This window comes from Paraburkholderia elongata (genome assembly GCF_013177735.1).
GTDB lineage: Bacteria > Pseudomonadota > Gammaproteobacteria > Burkholderiales > Burkholderiaceae > Paraburkholderia > Paraburkholderia elongata.
The window spans coordinates 1-19141 of the sequence record NZ_WOEZ01000178.1; the positions used below are offsets into that span (position 1 = coordinate 1).

23 protein-coding genes and 1 pseudogene are annotated in these 19141 nt (G+C 61.2%); 3 read left to right on the forward strand and 21 right to left on the reverse strand.

All coding sequences use genetic code 11. The annotated features are described in order from the left end of the window. Positions 1-617 (reverse strand): annotated as a pseudogene (locus tag GNZ13_RS29890) (hypothetical protein); the annotation flags it as partial. A gap of 333 nt (positions 618-950) precedes the next feature. Between GNZ13_RS29890 and GNZ13_RS29895 the strand changes: the two are divergent. After that, positions 951-1685 (forward strand): uracil-DNA glycosylase family protein, encoded by a 735-nt coding sequence (locus GNZ13_RS29895; protein ID WP_172171310.1) that lies wholly within the window; start codon positions 951-953, stop codon positions 1683-1685. Between the two features lie 401 nt (positions 1686-2086). Here the strand turns inward: GNZ13_RS29895 and GNZ13_RS29900 are convergent, their stop codons facing one another. Beyond that, complete coding sequence (locus GNZ13_RS29900; RefSeq protein WP_236002252.1) at positions 2087-2923, reverse strand: substrate-binding domain-containing protein; 837 nt, start codon at positions 2921-2923, stop codon at positions 2087-2089. A gap of 480 nt (positions 2924-3403) precedes the next feature. Here GNZ13_RS29900 and GNZ13_RS29905 point away from each other — a divergent pair, with 480 nt between their 5' ends. Together GNZ13_RS29905 and GNZ13_RS29910 are read left to right on the forward strand one after the other, a co-directional pair. Then, positions 3404-3604 (forward strand): hypothetical protein, encoded by a 201-nt coding sequence (locus GNZ13_RS29905; protein WP_172171312.1) that lies wholly within the window; start codon positions 3404-3406, stop codon positions 3602-3604. Beyond that, entirely contained in the window at positions 3601-5079 is a 1479-nt protein-coding gene (locus GNZ13_RS29910; RefSeq protein ID WP_172171314.1) for a DUF2971 domain-containing protein, read from the forward strand. Before GNZ13_RS29905 ends, GNZ13_RS29910 begins: the two co-directional genes overlap by 4 nt. Positions 5080-5275: 196 nt before the next feature. Here the strand turns inward: GNZ13_RS29910 and GNZ13_RS29915 are convergent, their stop codons facing one another. The 19 genes from GNZ13_RS29915 to GNZ13_RS30005 form a co-directional block, all read right to left on the reverse strand. After that, positions 5276-5590, reverse strand: coding sequence for a TrbM/KikA/MpfK family conjugal transfer protein (locus GNZ13_RS29915; protein ID WP_007745471.1), 315 nt, complete (start codon positions 5588-5590; stop codon positions 5276-5278). 11 nt (positions 5591-5601) lie between these two features. Further along, positions 5602-6054 carry a hypothetical protein gene (locus GNZ13_RS29920; protein ID WP_172171316.1) on the reverse strand — a complete coding sequence of 151 codons (453 nt, stop codon included), beginning with the start codon at positions 6052-6054 and terminating at the stop codon, positions 5602-5604. Further along, positions 6054-6767, reverse strand: coding sequence for a StbB family protein (gene stbB / locus GNZ13_RS29925; RefSeq protein WP_172171318.1), 714 nt, complete (start codon positions 6765-6767; stop codon positions 6054-6056). The genes GNZ13_RS29920 and stbB overlap by 1 nt, the downstream gene beginning before the upstream one ends. Positions 6768-6843: 76 nt before the next feature. Further along, positions 6844-8517 carry an LPD7 domain-containing protein gene (locus tag GNZ13_RS29930; RefSeq protein WP_172171320.1) on the reverse strand — a complete coding sequence of 558 codons (1674 nt, stop codon included), beginning with the start codon at positions 8515-8517 and terminating at the stop codon, positions 6844-6846. Further along, positions 8514-10292 carry a type IV secretory system conjugative DNA transfer family protein gene (locus GNZ13_RS29935; protein ID WP_172171322.1) on the reverse strand — a complete coding sequence of 593 codons (1779 nt, stop codon included), beginning with the start codon at positions 10290-10292 and terminating at the stop codon, positions 8514-8516. The genes GNZ13_RS29930 and GNZ13_RS29935 overlap by 4 nt, the downstream gene beginning before the upstream one ends. Before the next feature lie 2 nt (positions 10293-10294). Further along, complete coding sequence (locus GNZ13_RS29940) at positions 10295-10651, reverse strand: hypothetical protein (protein WP_172171324.1); 357 nt, start codon at positions 10649-10651, stop codon at positions 10295-10297. Positions 10652-10660: 9 nt separating this feature from the next. After that, positions 10661-11221 carry a hypothetical protein gene (locus GNZ13_RS29945; protein ID WP_172171326.1) on the reverse strand — a complete coding sequence of 187 codons (561 nt, stop codon included), beginning with the start codon at positions 11219-11221 and terminating at the stop codon, positions 10661-10663. After that, the gene (locus tag GNZ13_RS29950; protein ID WP_172171328.1) at positions 11218-11508 is read right to left on the reverse strand and encodes a hypothetical protein; all 291 of its coding nucleotides are present in this window, start codon (positions 11506-11508) and stop codon (positions 11218-11220) included. Before GNZ13_RS29950 ends, GNZ13_RS29945 begins: the two co-directional genes overlap by 4 nt. After that, the gene (locus GNZ13_RS29955) at positions 11505-11732 is read right to left on the reverse strand and encodes a DUF3717 domain-containing protein (RefSeq protein ID WP_172171330.1); all 228 of its coding nucleotides are present in this window, start codon (positions 11730-11732) and stop codon (positions 11505-11507) included. The genes GNZ13_RS29950 and GNZ13_RS29955 overlap by 4 nt, the downstream gene beginning before the upstream one ends. Then, positions 11729-11992 (reverse strand): hypothetical protein, encoded by a 264-nt coding sequence (locus GNZ13_RS29960; RefSeq protein ID WP_172171332.1) that lies wholly within the window; start codon positions 11990-11992, stop codon positions 11729-11731. The genes GNZ13_RS29955 and GNZ13_RS29960 overlap by 4 nt, the downstream gene beginning before the upstream one ends. Then, a complete protein-coding gene (virB11, locus tag GNZ13_RS29965) occupies positions 11989-13026 on the reverse strand; it encodes a P-type DNA transfer ATPase VirB11 (RefSeq protein ID WP_172171334.1) in 1038 nt (345 codons plus the stop codon). The genes GNZ13_RS29960 and virB11 overlap by 4 nt, the downstream gene beginning before the upstream one ends. Before the next feature lie 54 nt (positions 13027-13080). Beyond that, positions 13081-13743 carry a hypothetical protein gene (locus GNZ13_RS29970; protein ID WP_172171336.1) on the reverse strand — a complete coding sequence of 221 codons (663 nt, stop codon included), beginning with the start codon at positions 13741-13743 and terminating at the stop codon, positions 13081-13083. A gap of 11 nt (positions 13744-13754) precedes the next feature. Next, entirely contained in the window at positions 13755-15107 is a 1353-nt protein-coding gene (locus GNZ13_RS29975) for a TrbI/VirB10 family protein (RefSeq protein WP_172171338.1), read from the reverse strand. 18 nt (positions 15108-15125) lie between these two features. Continuing rightward, complete coding sequence (locus GNZ13_RS29980; protein ID WP_328807322.1) at positions 15126-16016, reverse strand: TrbG/VirB9 family P-type conjugative transfer protein; 891 nt, start codon at positions 16014-16016, stop codon at positions 15126-15128. Between the two features lie 17 nt (positions 16017-16033). Further along, positions 16034-16876, reverse strand: coding sequence for a type IV secretion system protein (locus GNZ13_RS29985; RefSeq protein ID WP_172171342.1), 843 nt, complete (start codon positions 16874-16876; stop codon positions 16034-16036). An 8-nt stretch (positions 16877-16884) separates the two neighbouring features. Beyond that, on the reverse strand, positions 16885-17142 hold the full coding sequence (locus GNZ13_RS29990) for a hypothetical protein (RefSeq protein ID WP_328807323.1): 258 nt from the start codon (positions 17140-17142) through the stop codon (positions 16885-16887). 35 nt (positions 17143-17177) lie between these two features. Further along, positions 17178-18050 carry a type IV secretion system protein gene (locus GNZ13_RS29995; protein ID WP_172171434.1) on the reverse strand — a complete coding sequence of 291 codons (873 nt, stop codon included), beginning with the start codon at positions 18048-18050 and terminating at the stop codon, positions 17178-17180. 69 nt (positions 18051-18119) lie between these two features. Continuing rightward, entirely contained in the window at positions 18120-18365 is a 246-nt protein-coding gene (locus GNZ13_RS30000) for a hypothetical protein (protein WP_172171346.1), read from the reverse strand. Further along, complete coding sequence (locus tag GNZ13_RS30005; protein WP_172171348.1) at positions 18355-19128, reverse strand: type IV secretion system protein; 774 nt, start codon at positions 19126-19128, stop codon at positions 18355-18357. The genes GNZ13_RS30000 and GNZ13_RS30005 overlap by 11 nt, the downstream gene beginning before the upstream one ends. Positions 19129-19141: the final 13 nt, after the last annotated feature.

The following is a 19141-nucleotide window of genomic DNA, read 5'->3' on the forward strand; positions in this document are numbered from 1 at the left end:
GCTGGCAATTCGCGCGCAACCTCCATGACATGCAACAGGCGGCGTCTGCGCTCGTCGTCTGTCAGTTCACGATATGTCGTCACCACTAAAGGCTCGTCTTTCTGTGCCTCGGCTCGTGCTGCCATCCCTGCCTTGAGGGCTTCCAGGTCGGCGAGATATTCGGGTGACGTGAACAAGGCGCATTCCGTTGCGGCGACCTCCGGCGGTTCGTCAATCAGTGCAGCTACAGCCTCGACTGCGCCAACTGGTGCAGTGTCAACCGGATCCGTAAATGGCCCCGTACGGTTCACATAGGCGTCAGCCAGCGCCATAGGACCGGGTTCGGCCGGCTCGACAGCCTGCGCTCGTTCCTGTTGCAAGGTCACGGGTGCTGTACTCGCGCCACCTTTCGCCCTTGCGATTGTGCTCGGCGCCGGCTCGTCGATCACAGGCGCGGCCGATTCGACAGCTTGCGCCGATGTCTCGATCACAGGTGCAGCCGGCGCTTGCAATGCTGCCCGAACATCGGCGGCGCGTTGATGCCCAGCCCGCAACACATCGAACGCCTGTTGGTGCGTCGCAATGACAGTTCGGTTGGCGGCCAGCTTGCGATGCATAGACTCGATGACATCAGACATGCTCATTCCCTCGCGGCCGCGACTCACGCGGCGGTGTGTTGCTCACTTCGCACCGAGTTCTCCCAGAATCTCGTCGGCAAGCTTGTTCGCGGCATTGCCGAGAAGCATCCGCATTGTCAGCGCTCTGGGTTAGCGTGTCGACTGTCCGCCACTGGCCGTTCACTGCCTGATAGCCCACAGACAGCAGTCGACTCGGAAGCGACCGTCGCGGAACGCCACAGCGGACACCTGTGTTCAGCCGACGTCTGATCCACTTATGCCACAATTGCCGCTGACTCTAGAGCTAAAGGCGACGGGCTGGGCCGCCGCCAAGGCATAGCATCCGGTGGAACCATGGTCAAACACGACGTTCAAGCGGTCTTGGATTCCTACTATGCAGAGGCGCTTGCCGCGGCCAAGCCCGGCTTTATTCAACATTTTCGCGAGCTGTCGGCACCGTTTCTCCTTAGTGTATCTCAGGCGTACCTCGATGCGCCCGTCCGCGTAATGTTCATCGGGAAGGAAACTAACGGTTGGTGTGGCAAGCTGGGAGCCTTCTACGAGCATCCGGACAAGATCGATATCGCGAAAGCTCGCTACGAGGATCAACACGCGCGAGGCACCGGCAATAGTGGGTTATTGCGGCAGTGGAAGCGGTTCGCTGATGCGTTCGCTGGAGGCGATCGAGCGGCAGTTTGTTGGAACAATCTAATGAAGATGGACTGGCACCGCCCGAAGCGCGGCTACTCTCGGACCTCGATCGGGCATTCCGCTCATTTGTTTAATTTCTCGGTGGCGGCCCTCCAGTTCGAAATCGAACTGCTTAAGCCAGACCTAATAATTTTCGGTAGCGGCCACAGATACGATCGCGCCTTGAAAGCCGTGCTTCCGAAGCGTGAGACTGTGAAGGTTGAGCCAAAGGCTCTTTGGCGTTTCCGGTCGAATGGTATCGAGTGTTTTAGGACATTTCACCCAGATGCGTGGGATAAACACGCCCCAAGACCGATCAAAGAGTATTACCAGAAGATTATCGACACCGCTTCGGAGGTGTTTGCCGAGCGCCTACCGATGCGGAAAGCTTCGACGTAGGCTGGCCTTTCTTAACATTCTTCCGCGCCGATCGTACGGCGACCGGCGCAGTCTAACGAGCCGGAGCGCGGCCTATATGTGGACTTTTTCATGCTCACGCGTCTTCTAGTCGCTTGAACAACTCTTTGTGCTGAGAGTAGATAGCGGCAAGTCGTGACCTATAGTCATCTTCGAAATATCCCTTCGTTCCGGCTGAAGGGTTGCGGGCCGCACGACACTGTGCTTGTCGTCTCTGAACAAGTTTTATCCGTACACACTGCTTCATGACTTTTGCGAGATAGTGGGGCTCGGCTGGTCGATTGTCCGCGATTCGCGACCCCGTGTCGATTGACCGTTCTTGGCCGTTCTCGGAAGATCCGGCCGTCACCTAGCTCGGCGGCGCGGAGGGCTCACAGCTACGCTCAGTTCGCAGTCTTCGGCGTTAGCGGTTCGAGCCCGGTCCCCTCAATGGCGGGGGCCGCGTCCGGCGATGACAGAAAACGGATCAGGGCCGCTGCGCCCGCTGGATTTTTGGCATTGGTGGAGATGCCCCCGGAAAACACCGTGTACCTTTGTACCTCCGCGGGCAAATTGCCGACCACCGTCACCCCGTCCACCGGCAACAGCTCGACGATCTGCTGAAATCCGATCTCCGCTTCGCCGTTCGCGACGACACTGGCGACCCGCTCGGATGGGATCATGCGGCTCTTGCTCGCCACCCGCTCCTCGATACCGAGACGCCGGAATAGTTCGCTGCCGATATAGACTCCATTGGCGTCGTCCGGATAGACGATCGACTTCGCGGCGAGCAGCGTGCGCCGCAATGCGTCGACCGAGCTGATATCCGGCTTCGGCGCCCCCTCGCGAGCCGCGATGCCAATTGCCGAGCGTGCGAAGTCCACCTTGCTGCCAGACACGACCTTGCCAGCGTTGACCTGATCGTCGAGTGCATAGCCGACCACGATCAGCACGTCTGCCCATTCGCCGCGCGCGAGTCGCACAGGGATGGCATTCGCGGCCATGCCCACCACAGGCCCCCAGACAGTGACCAGCGTATCGCCGGCCGCCTGCTCGAATTGCGGACCCAGTGCGCGATAGGCTGACGCAAACGCGCCCGAAATCATCACCTTAACTTCATCTGCCGAGGCCGCGACGCTGCCCAACAATGCGCCCGTGACGCAGAATACGAGTACTTGAACCCTCAGCTTGCGGCAAATCACGGCCCGCTCCATGTCGATCGGATGACCAAGCCCAGACATGCATCAAGTCTGGACGCCACTGATGATATTAGCCGGCAGCGCGGCATCGCGCGCAGCACCGATGCCGCGCCAATTCGGAGTCCCTCGAGGCCGCCGTTTGCGCAATGGCCGCCGCGCACAACCATCCCTATGTGCGGCGGGCTTCGTCGACGTCGCCTTCAGCGCCTCAAGCGGGTACGACGATCACTTCGAATGGACAGCGTCAAGCAGGACGCACGGGTGGAATTCATAGTTGACGTTATCTGCGCCATATTAGCCCGTTAGCGCTATGGGCAACTTTGGTTCGGCCGAGTGACAGCGCTCAGATATTGCTTGGCACGACGGTCAGCAGGCGATCCGGAGCCGCCCGCCGTAGGTTTGTCGCCAGCGCCCGCTGTAGGGCTCGGAAGCGCCTTTCAAGGCGCTTTTCTCTGAGGCGCCTAAAAAACAGCAGTGCGGTAGACTCGCCGTATGCCTGACCGGCGACCAAGGGGAACGTAGATGGCGAACGGCTTCAGTGATGTGGGCTTTCTTGGCGATGACCTTGATAGCTGGCGCGACTCCGTTCATGCCCAATTCCCCGAATCGTTTGCCATCGCAGACTGGATGAATCGCATCGGCATGCGCATGATGCGTGAGTTCCATTTCGATGATCCTACAGAGGCGCACCCGCTGTTTCGCGAACTGAGACTGGGCCAATGACAACGAATGAGACAAACAGTGCGGGCTACACCTACAGATTCCGCAACGTCAAGAATCTTCTCTGCAAGAAAGAACTAGAGAACTCGGAAATTTACTTTGCTGCGCCCGAGCAATTAAACGATCCGCTCGAAGGTCACATTAACGTGTACTGGCAAGGCGACGAAGTGATATGGCGGAACCTGTTTCGGCACTACCTAAACTGCGTGCTGCGTGCGCTCGGCCTGTTCGCTGACGCCGATCAGAAGCAGGAAACGGCCGAATGGAAATTTCTGCACGTACGCGATCCGCTTATCAATGGGATACGCCCGGAACACATCCAACTTCGCGAGCGAATATTTGAGCACGAAGTTATCGGTAGCTACATCGAGCGAATCGCCCGGACGCCGCGACGCATTGGACCGTACGAACTCAATGCTCATCTCGAAGCCATCCACCCTTTCGTGATCTACGCCTGCTATATGTGGTACGGGGAGCAGGCGAACGCCGAGGCCCGGGCAAAGGTGCCGGACTTCTCGATGGTAGTTCAGCGCGCCATCGACCGCGCGCGGAGCTCGATGCAAATTACGGATCAACTCGACGCGGCTTGCGGCAATGACTTTGAAAAGCGTGAGGAACAGTACAGGCTGCTTATGCTCGCCGCCGAGGAAGACAGCGTGCTGAGCTATTACAAGAACACACTCGACGTAAAGGACAAAAACCGCGCCTTCGTCCACAACGATTTTTGTAGGGCCTACGTGTTGAACCTTCGTACCCTCATGTATCCGCGCTGGTTCACCGCATGCTTCATGGAAAGTTGCAGCGGAGAAGCAATGTGGGCCTACTACGGCGACTCACATACAGGTGTCTGCCTCAAGTACAAAACCTCGCTCGACTCGGCGGGTAAGTCGTCGCTGCGAATCAACATGCCGGTCGGATTCGATGGCAATATCATTTTCAGCTACCTCAATCTTCAGTTCCTGCCTGTCACCTACGAGGCGGCACACCTCGAACAGAACTTCTTCGACACGCTGCACGCCGTCACGATACCGGTTCTGAATCACCAATGGATGTATGACGATCAAGGCCGGCGAAGCAAGTGTGGGAGACAGTCAGCAGTTGAGGAAAGCGACTGGCGCACGGCGTACTGGCAGGATGCTCGATACAGCACGTCGACCAAAACTCGCGCGTGGCAGGCCGAAGGCGAATCCCGACTTGTCTACCAGTCGGACGGCTTCAATCTCGACCTTGACACAAAACTCAGAGCGATGAAATACGACTTTTCGGCTTTGGACGGGATCATATTTGGCATCCGCACGCCCGCGACAGACAAAATTAAGATCATTGAAATCATAGAGCGGAAATGCAAGGAAGCGGGCCGTACCGACTTCAATTTCTACCAGGCCGTACAGACCCGTACGGGCGAAATCGAATGCGTCAGGCTTCGGGGTATTTCCGAGATGGTCGCCCGCAGCGGGGCGCCGCAAAGCGCCGCCTAGTTGGTATGGAAAGTTTCGCGATGGTCGGTTCGCCGAGCCAAAACGGCCGTTCAGAGTTTCGGCGCAGGGGGCGGCTTGTGGCCGTACCCGGAAGCCTGCTACCGCATGCTGTCGACTGAGGGCCGTAGCCCGCACCGTAAAAAGTCCTGACTTCCGAGGGAAAAATATTGTCAGGACCTGAGAGAGCGGCTACGCGTCACGGACCAGATTGAACGTTTCCGTACCGGTCGTTCACACCTTTTTTCGTATCCGGTCCAACGCTCTGGCACTGGTTCGTGAAATCGCTACGGGCATTCGACGTGCCTGTCTCATCGAAGTGACCGTGGTGAAATTTCACGATTGAAAAGTAACCTGTCATATAGCTTTTGCAGTCCCCGCCGGCACTGCCACCGGCGATCAGACCGGCGAGACACAAGACGGCACCGCAGGCGGACGGGTTGTCGTCGTCGGCCAGCGCCACAGTCTGGGTGGCGACCGCGCCGCAGATTAATATTGCGATCAGTCGTTTCATGAGATCTCCTGTCAGGTGGTCAGAAGGCGCAGTGCCGCAAGGGCTCCGACTGTGAGCGCCGCGGAGCCAAGCGTGGCGCATACGGTCCATGCGGCCAGTTCGATTCGGCCGATACCACGACCGAAGCCGCGCTCTTCGCGCAAGACCTCGCGCAGCAGATCGCGGCTTCGTCCGTTGGCTTCGTCGTACTGCCTGAGCGAGATCTCGCCAAGCAGTTGATCGCGGGCCTCTGAAAACCGCCCCGCTTCGGCAAGCACATCGGTGCTCGATGCTGCGAACTGCTTGAGGAACTGCTCGTAGCGCGACGTGAAGCGCAGCAGCGTAAGTTCACCGTCGTCCTTGAACTGCTTGCCGCTCGCCTCCAGGAGTTGCGACAAGCCCTTGACGTCGCGGCGCAAAAGCGAAAGCTCGCCGAGCACCGCGCCGATCAGTTCCTCGCGGATCGATTCTTCCGGCGCGCCCATCAGTGCACCAGAAGCTTGAAGACAGCGTCCAGTTCGGTCGTTAGCCGTGTGGCCAAACGTTTGATTGCAACCAGTTGGCGGATCTGTGCAAGATGCTCCTCGGGCTCGCCGTTCTCCATTGCTTCGGCGTTCATCGCGACATAGTCGGTCGGATCGTTGCGAATATCGATGATGGAGCGATCGAAAGCCTTGATCTTTTCGTAGATAGGGTTCTCATACATCACGGCATCGCGATTCAAGACGAAATTGCGGTTTTCCGTGTAGTAGTCGAAAATCTTAGAGAAAATCTTTGACACGTCGTCTTTCGGGGTGACCGTGTTAAACACGACGCGTATGCGGTTTGCCGGCACACCGATTTCTCCGGTGAGTGCGCGCAATGTCGAAATCGTGTCGACCTGTTGTTTAAGCGCAGGAACGGTTGGTACGACGAAAGCATCGAAGTCTTCGTGAGAACCGTGATAGTCACGCATCAGCGAGACAAAGTCTTCGACATTCGATGCCCCGATATCGACTACGGCATGCCGCAAGGTCATCAGTTTGTCCTGCAGTTCGCCAAACTCCTTTCCGCGCATCGCCGATCCTTTTTCGCTGTCGTCCGAGTTGATCGACTCGACAGGAATCACCTGAGCACCGTCCAGCCGTGGCGCGAGAAGGTGATGTGCAACGGTACTCTTGCCAACATTGCCGGAGAAGTTGATTACGGCGATCTTCATGATGGTTTGCTCCTGTTATTCGATTTGACGATGACGGTCGCGAGGCGATCGCGGCCGCCCGGCGTTGTCCGCCGCCTTATGGTTCCATTTCGAGCGTCGGCCCATCGTGTTCGGCGGTCTGCGACTGCGGGTCCTGTCCGCGCTCCGGCGTCGCCTGATGGGTGGTCCGCCGTGCAGCGTGGGTTTGGCCCCGTTGCTCCCGCTCGACCTGCTTGCGTACGGCCTCGATCGTTGCTTCGCTTACCTGGGGCATGGGCACGTCCAGTGGCCGGTTAGCTGCGCGCGCCTCGGCCACGGCGCTTTCGAACTCCCCCATCAACTTCTCCTGCTGCTGCTCCGGCAGGCCTTTGATCTCGTCGCGCAGCACCTCGCGCGCGGCCTGCGCCTTGATGCGCTCGCGTGCTTCATCGAGCGTCTTCTGCTGTTCCTTCGAGTATTTCCAGTCTCCGCTCAGGAACCGCTCGCGTGCCTCATTGATCTGTCGGCGCTCATCGGCGTCGCGTCGCGCGCTGACCAGCGCTTCGCGCTGCTCGCGCGTGGGCAGGCCCGGCACATCGGGCGAGAACACCAGCCATTCGTTACGCCGGCTCTCGACTAACTTTGGAGCGAGTTCGGTACCCTTCTCGTCGAACTGGCGCTGCTGCGCTGTTACCGTCTTGCTGCCGCCCTTTTCCAACTCGATCCGCTGACCGGGCTGCACACCGCTTTCGCCGATCGCGCGCTCGAGGTCCAGTCCCCAGACGGTGCGCTCGCCATCCTCTGTCCGCACCGTCGCGTAGTAGCTGTCGTTCTGCTTTTCATCGTGGTTGAACGGGGCGGGACCGTGCGCCACCAGCACCCCCGCCGTGACACCGGCCGGCGTTGGCGTGCCCTGAACGGGGCTCGCCGGCGCAACTGCAGACGGTTGTGTGGCGGTCGTCGGGTTGCCTCCGGGCGCGGTGTTTTCACGTCCCGGAGTGGCCGGTTTCGCAACCTCCGGCGCGGCGGGCTTTTGCCCCACTGCGTCTGTTGCCTCCATCTCATTCGTGCGCGCCTTGTCCACCTCACCGGATTTGTCGCCGGCGCCAAGGCGCATTGCCTCGCGCGCAGCGGTCAGTACTGCCCGATCCTGCGCACCAGGCTTGAAGCCACGCGTCGGTACACCGGCGAGTTCGGCCGCGATCCACGCCTGCCGCCGAAACTCTTCGCTACCCTTAAGCTGCAGCTCACCCCAGTTCTTTGCCTTCGCGACTTCGACCATGTGCGCGATCACATCGCGGTCCTCGCTGGCCGTCGACAGCGAGCGGCCCTTGTCCTCGAAGTGCACCGTCTCGCTTTTTCGATCGAGAAACTTGCCCTCATGCGCCACATACCGGTTAGTGACAGACTTCGGCACGTCATAGCCGGTCTTCTCAAAAACCGGCTTCGGGCGGATGATGTTCTCCGCGTCGCCACCCTTCTTCCCGAGCGGCTTGCCGGTGCCGGCAGCCGGCTTCACCGACTCGTCGGTGGCTGTGCTGGTCGCTGCGTCGGTCGATGAGTCGCGCTTGAGAAGCTTCCCGACTTTCTCCCGATCTGCCGCGCGGATCTTCTTCAGGCGCTCTCCGGTTGCGTAATCGACCGGCGTTTCCGGACTGCCGGGCACGGCACTCGCGTCCGGCTCGTTCGCCGGCGCCGTGACGCGCGCGCGGATGGTCGACGCATCGTCGGCATTGGCCGCGTCGCGTTCCCGGTAGTCGATCCGGTCGGCAGGAAATTCGATCTCGTTCATACGGTCACTCCTTGTTCAGGCTGTGATTGAGGTGCTGCGGTTTGCGCCGACACGGCGGCCGCCGCGTCCGGCAGGACTTCTCGCAGATAAGGCATCAGCTGGAACAGCGATGCACGGATGCTGTTTCGGTTGGCGAGGTGAACAGGCGCGAGTACTCCAATTTCGTGCTCCCGGACGTCACGCGGCTGACCGGCCGACTGTCTGGCGGCGTCTGCGGCCGCCGCGGCCTGCTGCGCACGGCGGGCCGCGTTCTGTGCCTGCCACCACTGCTCGACGTCGATCTTTGGCACGGGTGCGCATAGCTCGCGCGCGACGAACGCAGCGTGTTTCATCTGCGTTTCGTCCGGAAACTTCGGACCGAAACCGAACCATGCGCGACGGCGGTTGGTCTTCTCCAGCTTCGCCATCAGTCCCTGCAGGTAGGGGCTCTGCCGCACAAGCCGGTGGACGAACTCGGCGTCTTCATAGAAAAACGCCTTCTCGCACAGGATCGGCTCGCAACCTTCGATCGTGATGATCTGTTTGTTGTGCTTCAGCGCGCGCAGCTCCTGCGGCATCATCAGCGCCCTGCCGTGCTCCGACTCGTTCGTGCTGGTCGACGAACTGCGGCCGCGACTGCGGCTGCGCGAGCGCGCCATCAGCGTGAAGGTCCCCAGCATCTTTGAGTACTCTTCCGACTCCTTGACCGTGCGCGGTGCGTAGAGGCTGCGCATCTTGCAGTTGATCGCCAGCGTTTCGGTGCCGTGCTTGCCGTACAGCTTCGGATCCTCGAGCTGGGACATGCCCTGGAAGATCAGCATCAGCCTGAGGTTGTAGCCCGCGATGAACGGGTTGGCCGTATCGATGATGTCGATCTTGCCGGGTGCTGCAAACTCGTCCATGATCAGCGCACACTGGTATTTCAGTGCCGGATTTTCGGCAGGCAACTCGCGCGTGTTCAGGTCGATCAGTTGCGAGAAAAAGAGATTGACCAGCAGCGCGCCGGCTTTTAGGTCGCCCGGCTTGATGCCCACATAGATCGACATGCGCTTTTTGCGCACATCGGCCAGATCGAAGTCCGAGCGACTGGTTGCCGCGTCGACCACCGGATTGCTAAAGACGTTCAGCGGCGCGGTCATCGTCGATACGATGTTGGCGAAGGCTTCCTTCGATTGCGACAGGAAGCGGTTCAGCGCATCGAGACACTCGAAGGTGAGCGCGGGCAGCCCGTCAGTCGCATGCGCTGCATCGGCGCGCGTGCTGACGATCGACGAGATGTGTTCACGGATCGCCCTGCCCTTGCCCGAAGCCTGCCTCAGCACCTCGCCGAACGTGCACGACAGCGAGGGCGTTTCCAGCAGATACAGCACGATCCCGATGAACAGGTTGCGGGCGTTGTCATTCCAGTACTTCAGACGCGCGTCGACGTTGGACGGATACAGGTGTTCGCCGATCGTCATTACGTCGCCCACGCGCGTGTAGGGCGCGCGGCGCTGGATGTATTCGAGCGGGTTGTACGCGTGCGAGCGGCCGTCTTCGGAGAACGGCGCCCACAGGTAGGTTTCGTGTCCGCACGCCCGCCGGTAGCCGGACGTATACAGGTAGTTCTCTTCCTTGATGTCCTCGACCACGGCCGAATCGGGATAGGTGAGAAGATTCGGGATCACGAGCGATGTGCCCTTGCCGGACCGGGTGCCGGCGGCCGCCATCAGAAAATCCTGGCCGTAATACTTCAGGTATTCACCCTTGTACTTGCCGACAATGAACGGTGGATACAGATGTTGTAAAGTGGTCATGGTTATTTCCTCTCCAGCAGGCCAGCCTTGACGATGTCGTTACGGGTTGCGAAGCGGGCCTCGCCAAACTGCGCGAGGCGCTTGCGGCCCGACACGAGCGCCATCGTGATCACGACCACTGGCAGGCCGGTGATGACCACCGACAGCAGCGTGCACACCTTGAGCGCGCGCACCACCGCAGGCACGTCACCGTAGGCATGCCAGTAGTCGTACAGCGTGAACACGCCCGCGCTGCCCTCCGGCAGCTTCTGCATCTTCGCGAAAAGCTGACCGCCGGCGAACTGCCCGAGGAACGCGAAGCCGCACAGGATCAGCAGGAAGACCACGACGGGGATCAGAATTCGAAGCGGTTTCGGCATGGTCGGTCCTCAGTGGGTGGCTGCATCGCTATTGACCTCAAATTCGGCCGCGTCAAATCCCACGATCGGCTTCGCGGGGAACCCGCCGGCCTGATCGGCGGCCGCGATCAGCACATGCAGGCCTGCGGCCGTCTCGTCGTCGCAGTGTTCGAGTACGCGCTGCGCGGCGCGAAGGACCGGCATGCGGGCACGCAGGCGCTCGGCGCTCGCATAGGCATGGCGTGCGAAATTGAGCGGTCTGTCAGCAAGGAGCCGGTCCAGCACCGCGCGATCGTCCTCTCCGAAGGTGAACGTCAGCGGCGGCTGGCCGGTCTCGCCCACCGTCTGGCTGTTCTGCCAGGTTGTTTCCGGCGTCATGCGCTCGGCGAGCTCGAGCAGCCGCAGCCCGATTTCCAGCACCGTGCGTCGACGGACCGAAAAGTGAACGGCGACACGGCCGCCCGGTTTGCCGTTCGCCTTGACGTCGCGCACCGCAAACGTCACGTGATCCGGGTGATCCGGCGTATAGCCGGTGCCGTCCTCGATGCAGATCCACTTCTCGCCAATGCGGAATTTCAGATGCGTTGTCATGCGGCCATCTCCTGTTGTTGCAGATGCGCGGTCAGGTCGCGATGCAGGCGCATCGCGTCGCGCACGTTATCGAAGGGTCCGTGGAACTGGTTGCTGTTGCCCGCCGTACAGCGATCGATCGGCTCCCACAGCAGGTAGAGCCACTCGTCATAGACTGAGTACCGCGCGATCGTCCAGCCCGACGGGTGGACCAGCGCAAAGTCGCCGGACGGTCGCCATTTGCACTGGCTGTCATCGTTCGCGTCCGCGGCATCGACAATCGCGGGAACCGGAAGATCTGCCTTCATTGCGGGAACTCTCCGAGTGGATCGGCGGACAGGATTCGCAGGGCGTCGCGCTGCGCGTCGTCCAGCCCGGCATCGGTGATACCCTCGCGGCCGTGCACGATCACGGCGCCGTAGAGCCGCGCCAGCGCGCGGGCCTCTGTGCTGGCAGCAAATGCTTCGTCCGACGGCGAACGCATGCGCCATCCCTCGATCGCCGCCTCGATATCGCTGATCGCGAAGTTCATACACTGTCCTCCCTGCGGACGAGCCAGTGCGCCGTGAAACCGCGCGCCCACGACGCCGCATAGACAAAGCACAGCGCGAGCACGCCGTACTGATGCGCTCGCCACGCCATGTCGAACCAGAACGGCTGTGCGGCCAGCCCGAAGATGCAGGCCCAGCGCCGCCAGTGCGCACGCCGGTCCTGCGACAGAAACACGGCGAGCGCACCGCACAGGCTGATCGCGATCTGTTCGATCATCTGCGCCGCGGCATCGGCGCTCATGAGACACAACCCAGCAGCTGCGCCTTGCCGATCGGGTCGTACCAGAGTTCGGTGAGCCGCTTGTTGCGCATGAAGAGAACCAGATCAATCGTTACGCGCACCTGTTCCATGATGAATTGCCAGTCGAGCGTCTGGCCGACGGCGCTCTGCTTGATCAGCGTCGCGATGCGCGACGGCGCCGAGCGCGCATCGTTGCAATGCACCGTCGTGATGCCGCCGGGCGTGCCCGTATTGAGCAGCGTCATGTAGTCCCACGTCTCGTCGCCGCGCAGCTCGGCAAGGAACACGCGGTCAAACTTCATGCGCAGCGTGGAGCGCACCAGTTCCTTGGCCGGCAGCGTGTCGCTGAAAAACATATGCACGCGGTTCGGGTGATTCGGCAGCGACAGCTCCGGCGTGTCCTCGATCGTGCCGATCCGCTCGTCGGACGGCACGAGGTCTGAGAGCGCCTTATTCAGCGTGGTCTTGCCGGAGCCGGTGCCGCCGGCGAGCACAATGTTCAACCGGTTGGCAACCGCAAGCTCGAGCATGCGCGTGACGTTGCGCTGACCTTTCGCCTCGAGCATCTCAAGCTCGAACGGCTGCAGGTCCAGCGACTGGGACATGTCGCGGCGCGGCGACACGTCCCGATAGCCCTCGAACCAGCCGTTGCGCTCGTACTCGGCGACCGAGAAGCGCACGTCTGACGGGATCCGGATCGTTATGGATATCGTGTCCTGCTCGCAGGCCGGCTGCATCAGCACGTGTCCACGTTGGCCCTCGGGCAGGACCACCGGATGAATCGGCTCCTTTGTCGAGAACTTGCCGCCATTCATCACCGTCAGCGCGTTGGCGAGCTTGAAGCACGCATCGAGCGAGCAGGCCGGTGCATCGTGCCGTCGCCATCCGGCACTGCCCTGTGTCCAGATCTCACCGGGACGGTTGATCGCAACTTCGGTGAGGCTCCCGTCGAAGAAGTTCGAGATGCCCATCTGTTTGAGAAAGCTGCGGGCGATCGTGCCCTTCTCGATCACATCGATTACGACTGCACTCATTCGCATTCCTTTCTTGTTCAGGGTCACATCCGTTAATCAAAGTGCCACGCAGGTTCAGCGAGGCGTGGTGCCCGAATCCTGCGGCTCGATCTGCACTGACACGCGATACGGGCGTCGATCGTCCGGCACGCTGCTGGCGAGTTCCCGAAGGGTTTGCGCGGGCGACGTGGAAATCACGGTTGCGCTCAAAGGCGCGGCCGGCCGGGTCAATTTCCAGGCTGCACCGCCGATTACCACGGCTGCGCATAGCCCCGTTACAAGCCAGATGCGCAATATGCGTGGCGTCTGGTGACCGTGAATCGCTGGGGTTTCGATGGGTCGACGGTTAGTTGCGTGCACGTCCGTTGCGTGAGCGGCCGCGTGATTGACCAGTTCATCGAGCGATGGCAAGGCGCTGTCGCCCCATTCCGAGATCGTCAGCCCGATACGCGCCCCGACATTACGGAGCAGGTTGCGTCGCAGCGGCGCTGACATGTCGTCGATCCGGCACCCATCGAGCGCCATGCAATCCTCGAACGCGTGCTCGTCGGCGATCTGACGCAGTGGCAAGGCATCGGGAACCTCGCGCGCACGCCGTGCATCGACCCGCTCGGCCAGCTGGCGGACCGTGTTGCCGTAGAAACAGAAACGCAGCGCGTTGCGTAGTTTGGTCTCGAACATGTCGCGATCGAGACCATGCAACGGGAAGTCGTTCGGGTAGGTGATCTTCAGGTTCATGGGTCCGCTCCTCATTGCTGCCCGTTCTGGCCAACAGGGTTGCCCTGCGCGTCGACGTTCTCGTACACGCCGGTCAGGTCAATGTCGCGCGCCACAAAGATATTGATTACAGAGCCCTGGTTTGAATAAGCCGTCGGCGGGACGTTGATGGTGTTACGCAGCGTCTCCGCGGCCACTTCCTGCGTGGCGTTCGAACTGTTGGAGAACGTGATCTGCTGGCCAGACCCGGTTGCCTTGTTCGCCAGCGCCTGGCCGAAGTCGCCAATCAGGCTGACCATCAGCGCGCCCTTGAAACGCAGCCAGAAGTGCTCGTCGACATAGGCTGGAATACCGGCGGCACCCAGCGGATCGGTCGCCGGCGAGCTCAGCGGAATGTGTACGTCGCCGTCGTCGATCTCGTCCCAGATCGCGCCGATCACGCCCTGCCCCTGGATCACCGCATCGCGCTGCTCGCCCTTCGCCATCGCACCCTTGCGAACGAGCAGCGTCGTGCCATCGTCGGACCAAACGTCCTGCGCGATCGGGCACCCGATCAGGCCCGGCCGGTCGGTACGGATCGCCGTCGACTGACCACAGCGGATCATCGTGTTGCGACTGAGCAGGTAATGTCGGTTCGGCCGGAACGAGGCCTGCATCGGGTGCAGCTTTGACGGCTGCAAGGACTGGTCGATCGCGGAGCCCTTGCCGTCGCCCGCGTCCGACTTGCTGGTTGAGCTGGGCGCACCGCCTGCACTGCCGCCGCGCAGCGCTGACAGACCCATCGACTTCGCCAGACCTGCCAGACCAGACCCATCATGGCCGCTGGCCCCGGCGTTGCCGCCGCCGGTGTTGCCACCGCTGTCACCTGCAGTTTCATTTGATGCTACGGGACCATCGTTGCTCTGGCCGGAATCGTTGTTGCCGCTCGCGACGAGCACGCTGCCCTGCAGGCGGCGCTCGGCCGGCGTGAGCGGCCGCGGCTGGTTGCTCACGGCCACCGCCTGTCCGTTCGTCTGCGATGCCGCGCCGGCCGGCGTCGCGAGGTGGGAATTCGCGGCAGCGGCGGCCGCAGCCTCCGACGCTGCACGGGCCTGATCTTCCGCGCGCTTGATACGTTCCTTCTGCGTCTCCAGATCCGCACCGGCGTCACTCGCGCCACTGTCTTTCGGTTTTGTCAGCGCCGCCTGTTTCGCGTCCTGATGCTGCTGGAACAGGCGCTGCAGATAGATCGTGACGCCCGATGCACCCAGCGCAATAACGGCGAGCGCGACCAGCACCAGACGCAGCTTGCCCACACGCGTTTTCCGACGGCCGGGCAGGTCGAGCGAAGGCTGCGGGCCGACGTCGGTCGACGCCGCATGTTCCATTTCGTTTCGTTCAGTCATACCCTGTTCGCTCCCTGATCAGTTCGTCGATGCATCGGTATGGTCACGCGCGACGCGCGCGCTGCCCGGTACCGACGAGCCCGCACGGCTGTAATGACCATCAGGCGAATAGCCGTCGTTGCGGATACCCAGCACCGACTGACCGTAGCGGATGACAAACGACTTCGACACTTCGTGCACGACGACCGTATCGCCCTCCATATGAAAGTTCGCCGTCGCCTCGCCACCGTCGGGAAGCTTCGTGAAGATCGTCGGCAGGTCACGCGCGGTTGAGTACTTGAAGTACGTGAATCGGCCGTCGTCCCAAAGTGCAGTCGGGGCGAGTGCGTGGTCGCCGCGCATCATGTATTGGATATTGGCTGCAGGAACCGACGCCAAAGACGTGGATTTCGCAACGCCAACGCTGTTCGCGATCGATGCTGGAACCGCTGGCCCATTGCCCTGCTGACCGCCCAGCGCTGCGCTAACCGCTTCCTGCCGGCGCAGCTGCGCGCTCGCCGCCTTGGCACGCGTGTCCGGATAGTCGAAACGCAGTATCCATGTCGCTGGCTGTGCGGCCGACACGTCAACAAGCGAGAGCGGATAGGTGCGCCGGTTGGTGACCAGCAGAAGATTGGTTTCCGGCTGCGGCGCACCCGGTTTGAGCATCGCTCCACTGTCGTTGATGGCCACGTGCCAGGCCTTGCCGTCTCCGATGCCCTCACCGCTGTTGATGATGTGTTCGCCTGGCTCGAACTGGATCATCACCGCACGCCCCGGCATGGTCGCCACACGATAGGCCTGGTCCGGATCGTAAGTCGCGCACTGGATGTGCGGGTCTGAACCGCAGCTGCGCGGCGTTTCGAGCGCTCGCGCGTGGATCGGCGCCAACGCGAAGCTTAGTGCGACCGCCGCTGCGCCTGCTGACATCCGGATCGTTCGTCCTTTCATGCTCCACCTCCGGCTGCCGCAGAGCCCGACGCCGGCGCAGCATCGGCAGGCGCCCGGGTCCAGTCGCGCGTGACCTCGTAGCTGGTGCAGCGAAAACCGTCCGCGTTGAGATCCTGCTGGTCCTGCTTTTCCGGAACGTTCACACGCTCGAATGCGACCGTCGCAATCCAGTACGTCGGATCCGGACGCTTTACGGCCGCGTTGAGCCAAACCAGTTGCCGCGAGCAGAACACCTGTGCCGTCGTTCCCACGAAGGTGATCGAGCCGACGTGTGCAATGACCCGCGCCTGATCCTTCAGCAGCTTGAGTGGGCCCGCCGGGCCGCGCACGAAACCGTCATAGGCTTCCTTCTCGTGGTCGTCGCTCATGAACATCACCGCAGCGTGCGTGTCCGAAATCGTCTCCCAGTCGTAGCTCTCGCGCAGTTCGACGTAATGGTGCAGATCCGCGCGATCGGTCTTCTCGGAAAACGTAACGTGTCCGTTCGCGGTCGTCGGCAACACATCCACCTTCCCTGTCGTGTCGTTCACGCGCAGCACAGCCGGCGGGTTCGGCCGCTTTAGGAGTCCTAAAGCCCCCATGCCAGAAACAGCGGCGAGAGCGACAACGCCCGATAACACCGAGCGCCGATCCGCAATACGGGCCTTCTCTTCCGCTGCTTCGACCTTCGACTTTTCGAAAGCCTGTGCCTGTTTCAGGTACCAGCTGACCGGATCGCGCTCACCTGACTCAACACCGCTCACCGGCGCGTCTGCGCGCGTGGTCGACCCGGCCGGGCTCCCCTTACGTTTGCGCGCGTTCGCTCCCGACGCAAACCATTGCCTGATAGTCGATGCCATCCTGCTCCTCACTTCGGTTCCGTATGGCCCGACTGCTGGGCCAACGGTTGATTGACGGGTACCCACTGACCAGTCGGCTCGGGTGGCTTTGGCGCCGAGCTGCACGCCTGCAGCGCGAAGGCCATCAGTAAAATAGCGACAGGAGATTTCATGGTCTCCGTTTCTCCTTTGGATTGAGCAAAACAGGCGTATTGCGTGGCATCTAGTAAAACAGCTTGATCGATACCATCGCGCCGATCGTTGCCACCACCGCCGCGATAAGCCACCAACGTGCGATTGTCCTGAATAACCTGATCATTTTTTACGCCTCACTCAAGCTACCGCCGGTCTTCGGCGATCCGCCGCCGCCCATTTTTCCAAGCGAGCCAGCAAATCTCGCGACGCTACCCAGCTTGCCCACCATCGTCGAGATACCGACACCGCCCGCGAGAGACGAAGCCAAACCCGGCAGGTTAAGCGAGATAACCCAGAAGGCCAGCCCCATGATGTCCAGGTCAATGACCTGCGCGATAGAGGGGGATCCGTTCAGCGGTACCACGCCCATCGCGAAATTGACTTCGAGTGCACATGCAGCCGCGAAGAGCGCGACCAGCAGGGTGTAGTTCATGCATTGACCGACCCAGTTCCAGAAGAACTGTCGGGATGGCGGGAAGAGCGCCGCTGAGATGAACAACGGGCCGAGCGCGAGCAGAAGCCCAAGCGCAAATTTCGCCAGAATGATGTACGCAATGGCTATCGCCATGAACGGGCCACCGAAAATGATCATCAGCGCGATCGTCCAGATGGCCGCAATAACCTTCAGGCCGGACGCCTGTGCATAGATCGCCTGCGCTGCGTTGATGTATGCATTGAGCAGGTTGTCGAGGCCGGACACCGGGTTGCTACCGTTGGTCAACGCGCCGGCCATCTGTTCGCCAAAACCATTGAAGAATGGAACGACGTACTCACTGTAGAACTGGATGTTCATCCCGCAGGTCAGGATGAGCGCCCACGTTGCCATGCGCATCAGGAAATCGTTGATCGGCTCGTCGTTGCGCCCCTGCCAGTACGTCCAGAGAATCAACAGGACATAGATGCTGAAGCAGGTGGCCATCAATGGCGAGATCAGCGCAATGATGTTGCTCGAACCGGTCGAGATCGTGTTCAAAACGTTCTTGTCGAACGAATTGGTCATTGAGGTGAAAAGCTGGACGTCTGCCACGGATATCTCCTGCTTCGGTCAGGGATTGATGGACGAGCCGGATTACTTCAGCCCGGCCGCGCGGGCTTCGGCATCGTCGCTTGCAGCGTTGATACCCTTCGCCTTACGCTCAGCGGCAAGCTTGTCGGGCGTCGTGCCGAGAAACGCCGCATCGAACTTCAGATCCTGCTGCTGCTGTTGCTCTTCCTGCAGGTTGTGCTGGTGACGATCCCACGCGAGGTATCCGAGATAGCCGGCGATCGCGACCAGCAAAGCGATGATTGAGCCTAGAAGTGTCTTATTGACCATTGGTTTTCCCCAGGAATGCGTTGTCGAATTCACGGTCGCGCTGCTGGTCGGCAAGCTGCAGCTCTGTTTTCTGCAACTCCGCGGTGAGCTGCAGGCGCGTCTGGTCATTTGTGACCATCGCCTCTTCCGCGGCCATCCGGTTCTGCAGATCAGCCTTTTGCGCCGGATCCTGCGTCATGTTGGACTGCTGCATCAGCGCCTGGATGTTGTTCAGGCGCGCCATCGTCGCGCTGTACGCCTGCTCGTTCATCGCCTTGTTGGCCGCGAGCGTGTCGTAATAGCGCTGCTGACCGGGCGTGCTGGCGCCGGTCATGCTTTCCTGCTGCTCGATCGACCGTATCGACGAACTGATACCCGAGAGACCGCCGTTCTTGGCCTGGTCGTAAATGTTTTGCCACTGTTCCGGAAGGTAGTTACGCAGGGACGCATCGTTCATGATGTTGCCGAAACTGCTGTTGCCAGTCAGCGCACGGTACTGGTCTTCCTGATTCTGGATCTGCTGCCCCAGCTGCTCGACCTGCATCATCTGTTGCGCGAGCTCCGCCGGCGAGATGGTCGGCACACCCTGCGCGTGAGCCTGTGAAAACGCACACGCGCACAACAACGCGACCAGACTGCGGCGAGGCCAAAGCGTAATTCCCGGCAGATAGGCAAAGGCGCTCATGCCGGCGCGCGTTGATCGTGCCCGCAGCGCCTCGCGAAGGTTCCAGATCGTTGGGCCAACCGGCCGGCGCACGGCCGGATAGACATCGGTGCTTTTCATCGTTCCCTCCTTG

Coding starts and splice junctions, on each gene's coding strand:
- GNZ13_RS29895 (WP_172171310.1), top strand. CDS start 951: ATGGTCAAACACGACGTTCAAGCGGTCTTGGATTCCTACTATGCAGAG.
- GNZ13_RS29900 (WP_236002252.1), bottom strand. CDS start 2,923: ATGTCTGGGCTTGGTCATCCGATCGACATGGAGCGGGCCGTGATTTGC.
- GNZ13_RS29905 (WP_172171312.1), top strand. CDS start 3,404: ATGGCGAACGGCTTCAGTGATGTGGGCTTTCTTGGCGATGACCTTGAT.
- GNZ13_RS29910 (WP_172171314.1), top strand. CDS start 3,601: ATGACAACGAATGAGACAAACAGTGCGGGCTACACCTACAGATTCCGC.
- GNZ13_RS29915 (WP_007745471.1), bottom strand. CDS start 5,590: ATGAAACGACTGATCGCAATATTAATCTGCGGCGCGGTCGCCACCCAG.
- GNZ13_RS29920 (WP_172171316.1), bottom strand. CDS start 6,054: ATGGGCGCGCCGGAAGAATCGATCCGCGAGGAACTGATCGGCGCGGTG.
- stbB (WP_172171318.1), bottom strand. CDS start 6,767: ATGAAGATCGCCGTAATCAACTTCTCCGGCAATGTTGGCAAGAGTACC.
- GNZ13_RS29930 (WP_172171320.1), bottom strand. CDS start 8,517: ATGAACGAGATCGAATTTCCTGCCGACCGGATCGACTACCGGGAACGC.
- GNZ13_RS29935 (WP_172171322.1), bottom strand. CDS start 10,292: ATGACCACTTTACAACATCTGTATCCACCGTTCATTGTCGGCAAGTAC.
- GNZ13_RS29940 (WP_172171324.1), bottom strand. CDS start 10,651: ATGCCGAAACCGCTTCGAATTCTGATCCCCGTCGTGGTCTTCCTGCTG.
- GNZ13_RS29945 (WP_172171326.1), bottom strand. CDS start 11,221: ATGACAACGCATCTGAAATTCCGCATTGGCGAGAAGTGGATCTGCATC.
- GNZ13_RS29950 (WP_172171328.1), bottom strand. CDS start 11,508: ATGAAGGCAGATCTTCCGGTTCCCGCGATTGTCGATGCCGCGGACGCG.
- GNZ13_RS29955 (WP_172171330.1), bottom strand. CDS start 11,732: ATGAACTTCGCGATCAGCGATATCGAGGCGGCGATCGAGGGATGGCGC.
- GNZ13_RS29960 (WP_172171332.1), bottom strand. CDS start 11,992: ATGAGCGCCGATGCCGCGGCGCAGATGATCGAACAGATCGCGATCAGC.
- virB11 (WP_172171334.1), bottom strand. CDS start 13,026: ATGAGTGCAGTCGTAATCGATGTGATCGAGAAGGGCACGATCGCCCGC.
- GNZ13_RS29970 (WP_172171336.1), bottom strand. CDS start 13,743: ATGAACCTGAAGATCACCTACCCGAACGACTTCCCGTTGCATGGTCTC.
- GNZ13_RS29975 (WP_172171338.1), bottom strand. CDS start 15,107: ATGACTGAACGAAACGAAATGGAACATGCGGCGTCGACCGACGTCGGC.
- GNZ13_RS29980 (WP_328807322.1), bottom strand. CDS start 16,016: ATGTCAGCAGGCGCAGCGGCGGTCGCACTAAGCTTCGCGTTGGCGCCG.
- GNZ13_RS29985 (WP_172171342.1), bottom strand. CDS start 16,876: ATGGCATCGACTATCAGGCAATGGTTTGCGTCGGGAGCGAACGCGCGC.
- GNZ13_RS29995 (WP_172171434.1), bottom strand. CDS start 18,050: ATGACCAATTCGTTCGACAAGAACGTTTTGAACACGATCTCGACCGGT.
- GNZ13_RS30000 (WP_172171346.1), bottom strand. CDS start 18,365: ATGGTCAATAAGACACTTCTAGGCTCAATCATCGCTTTGCTGGTCGCG.
- GNZ13_RS30005 (WP_172171348.1), bottom strand. CDS start 19,128: ATGAAAAGCACCGATGTCTATCCGGCCGTGCGCCGGCCGGTTGGCCCA.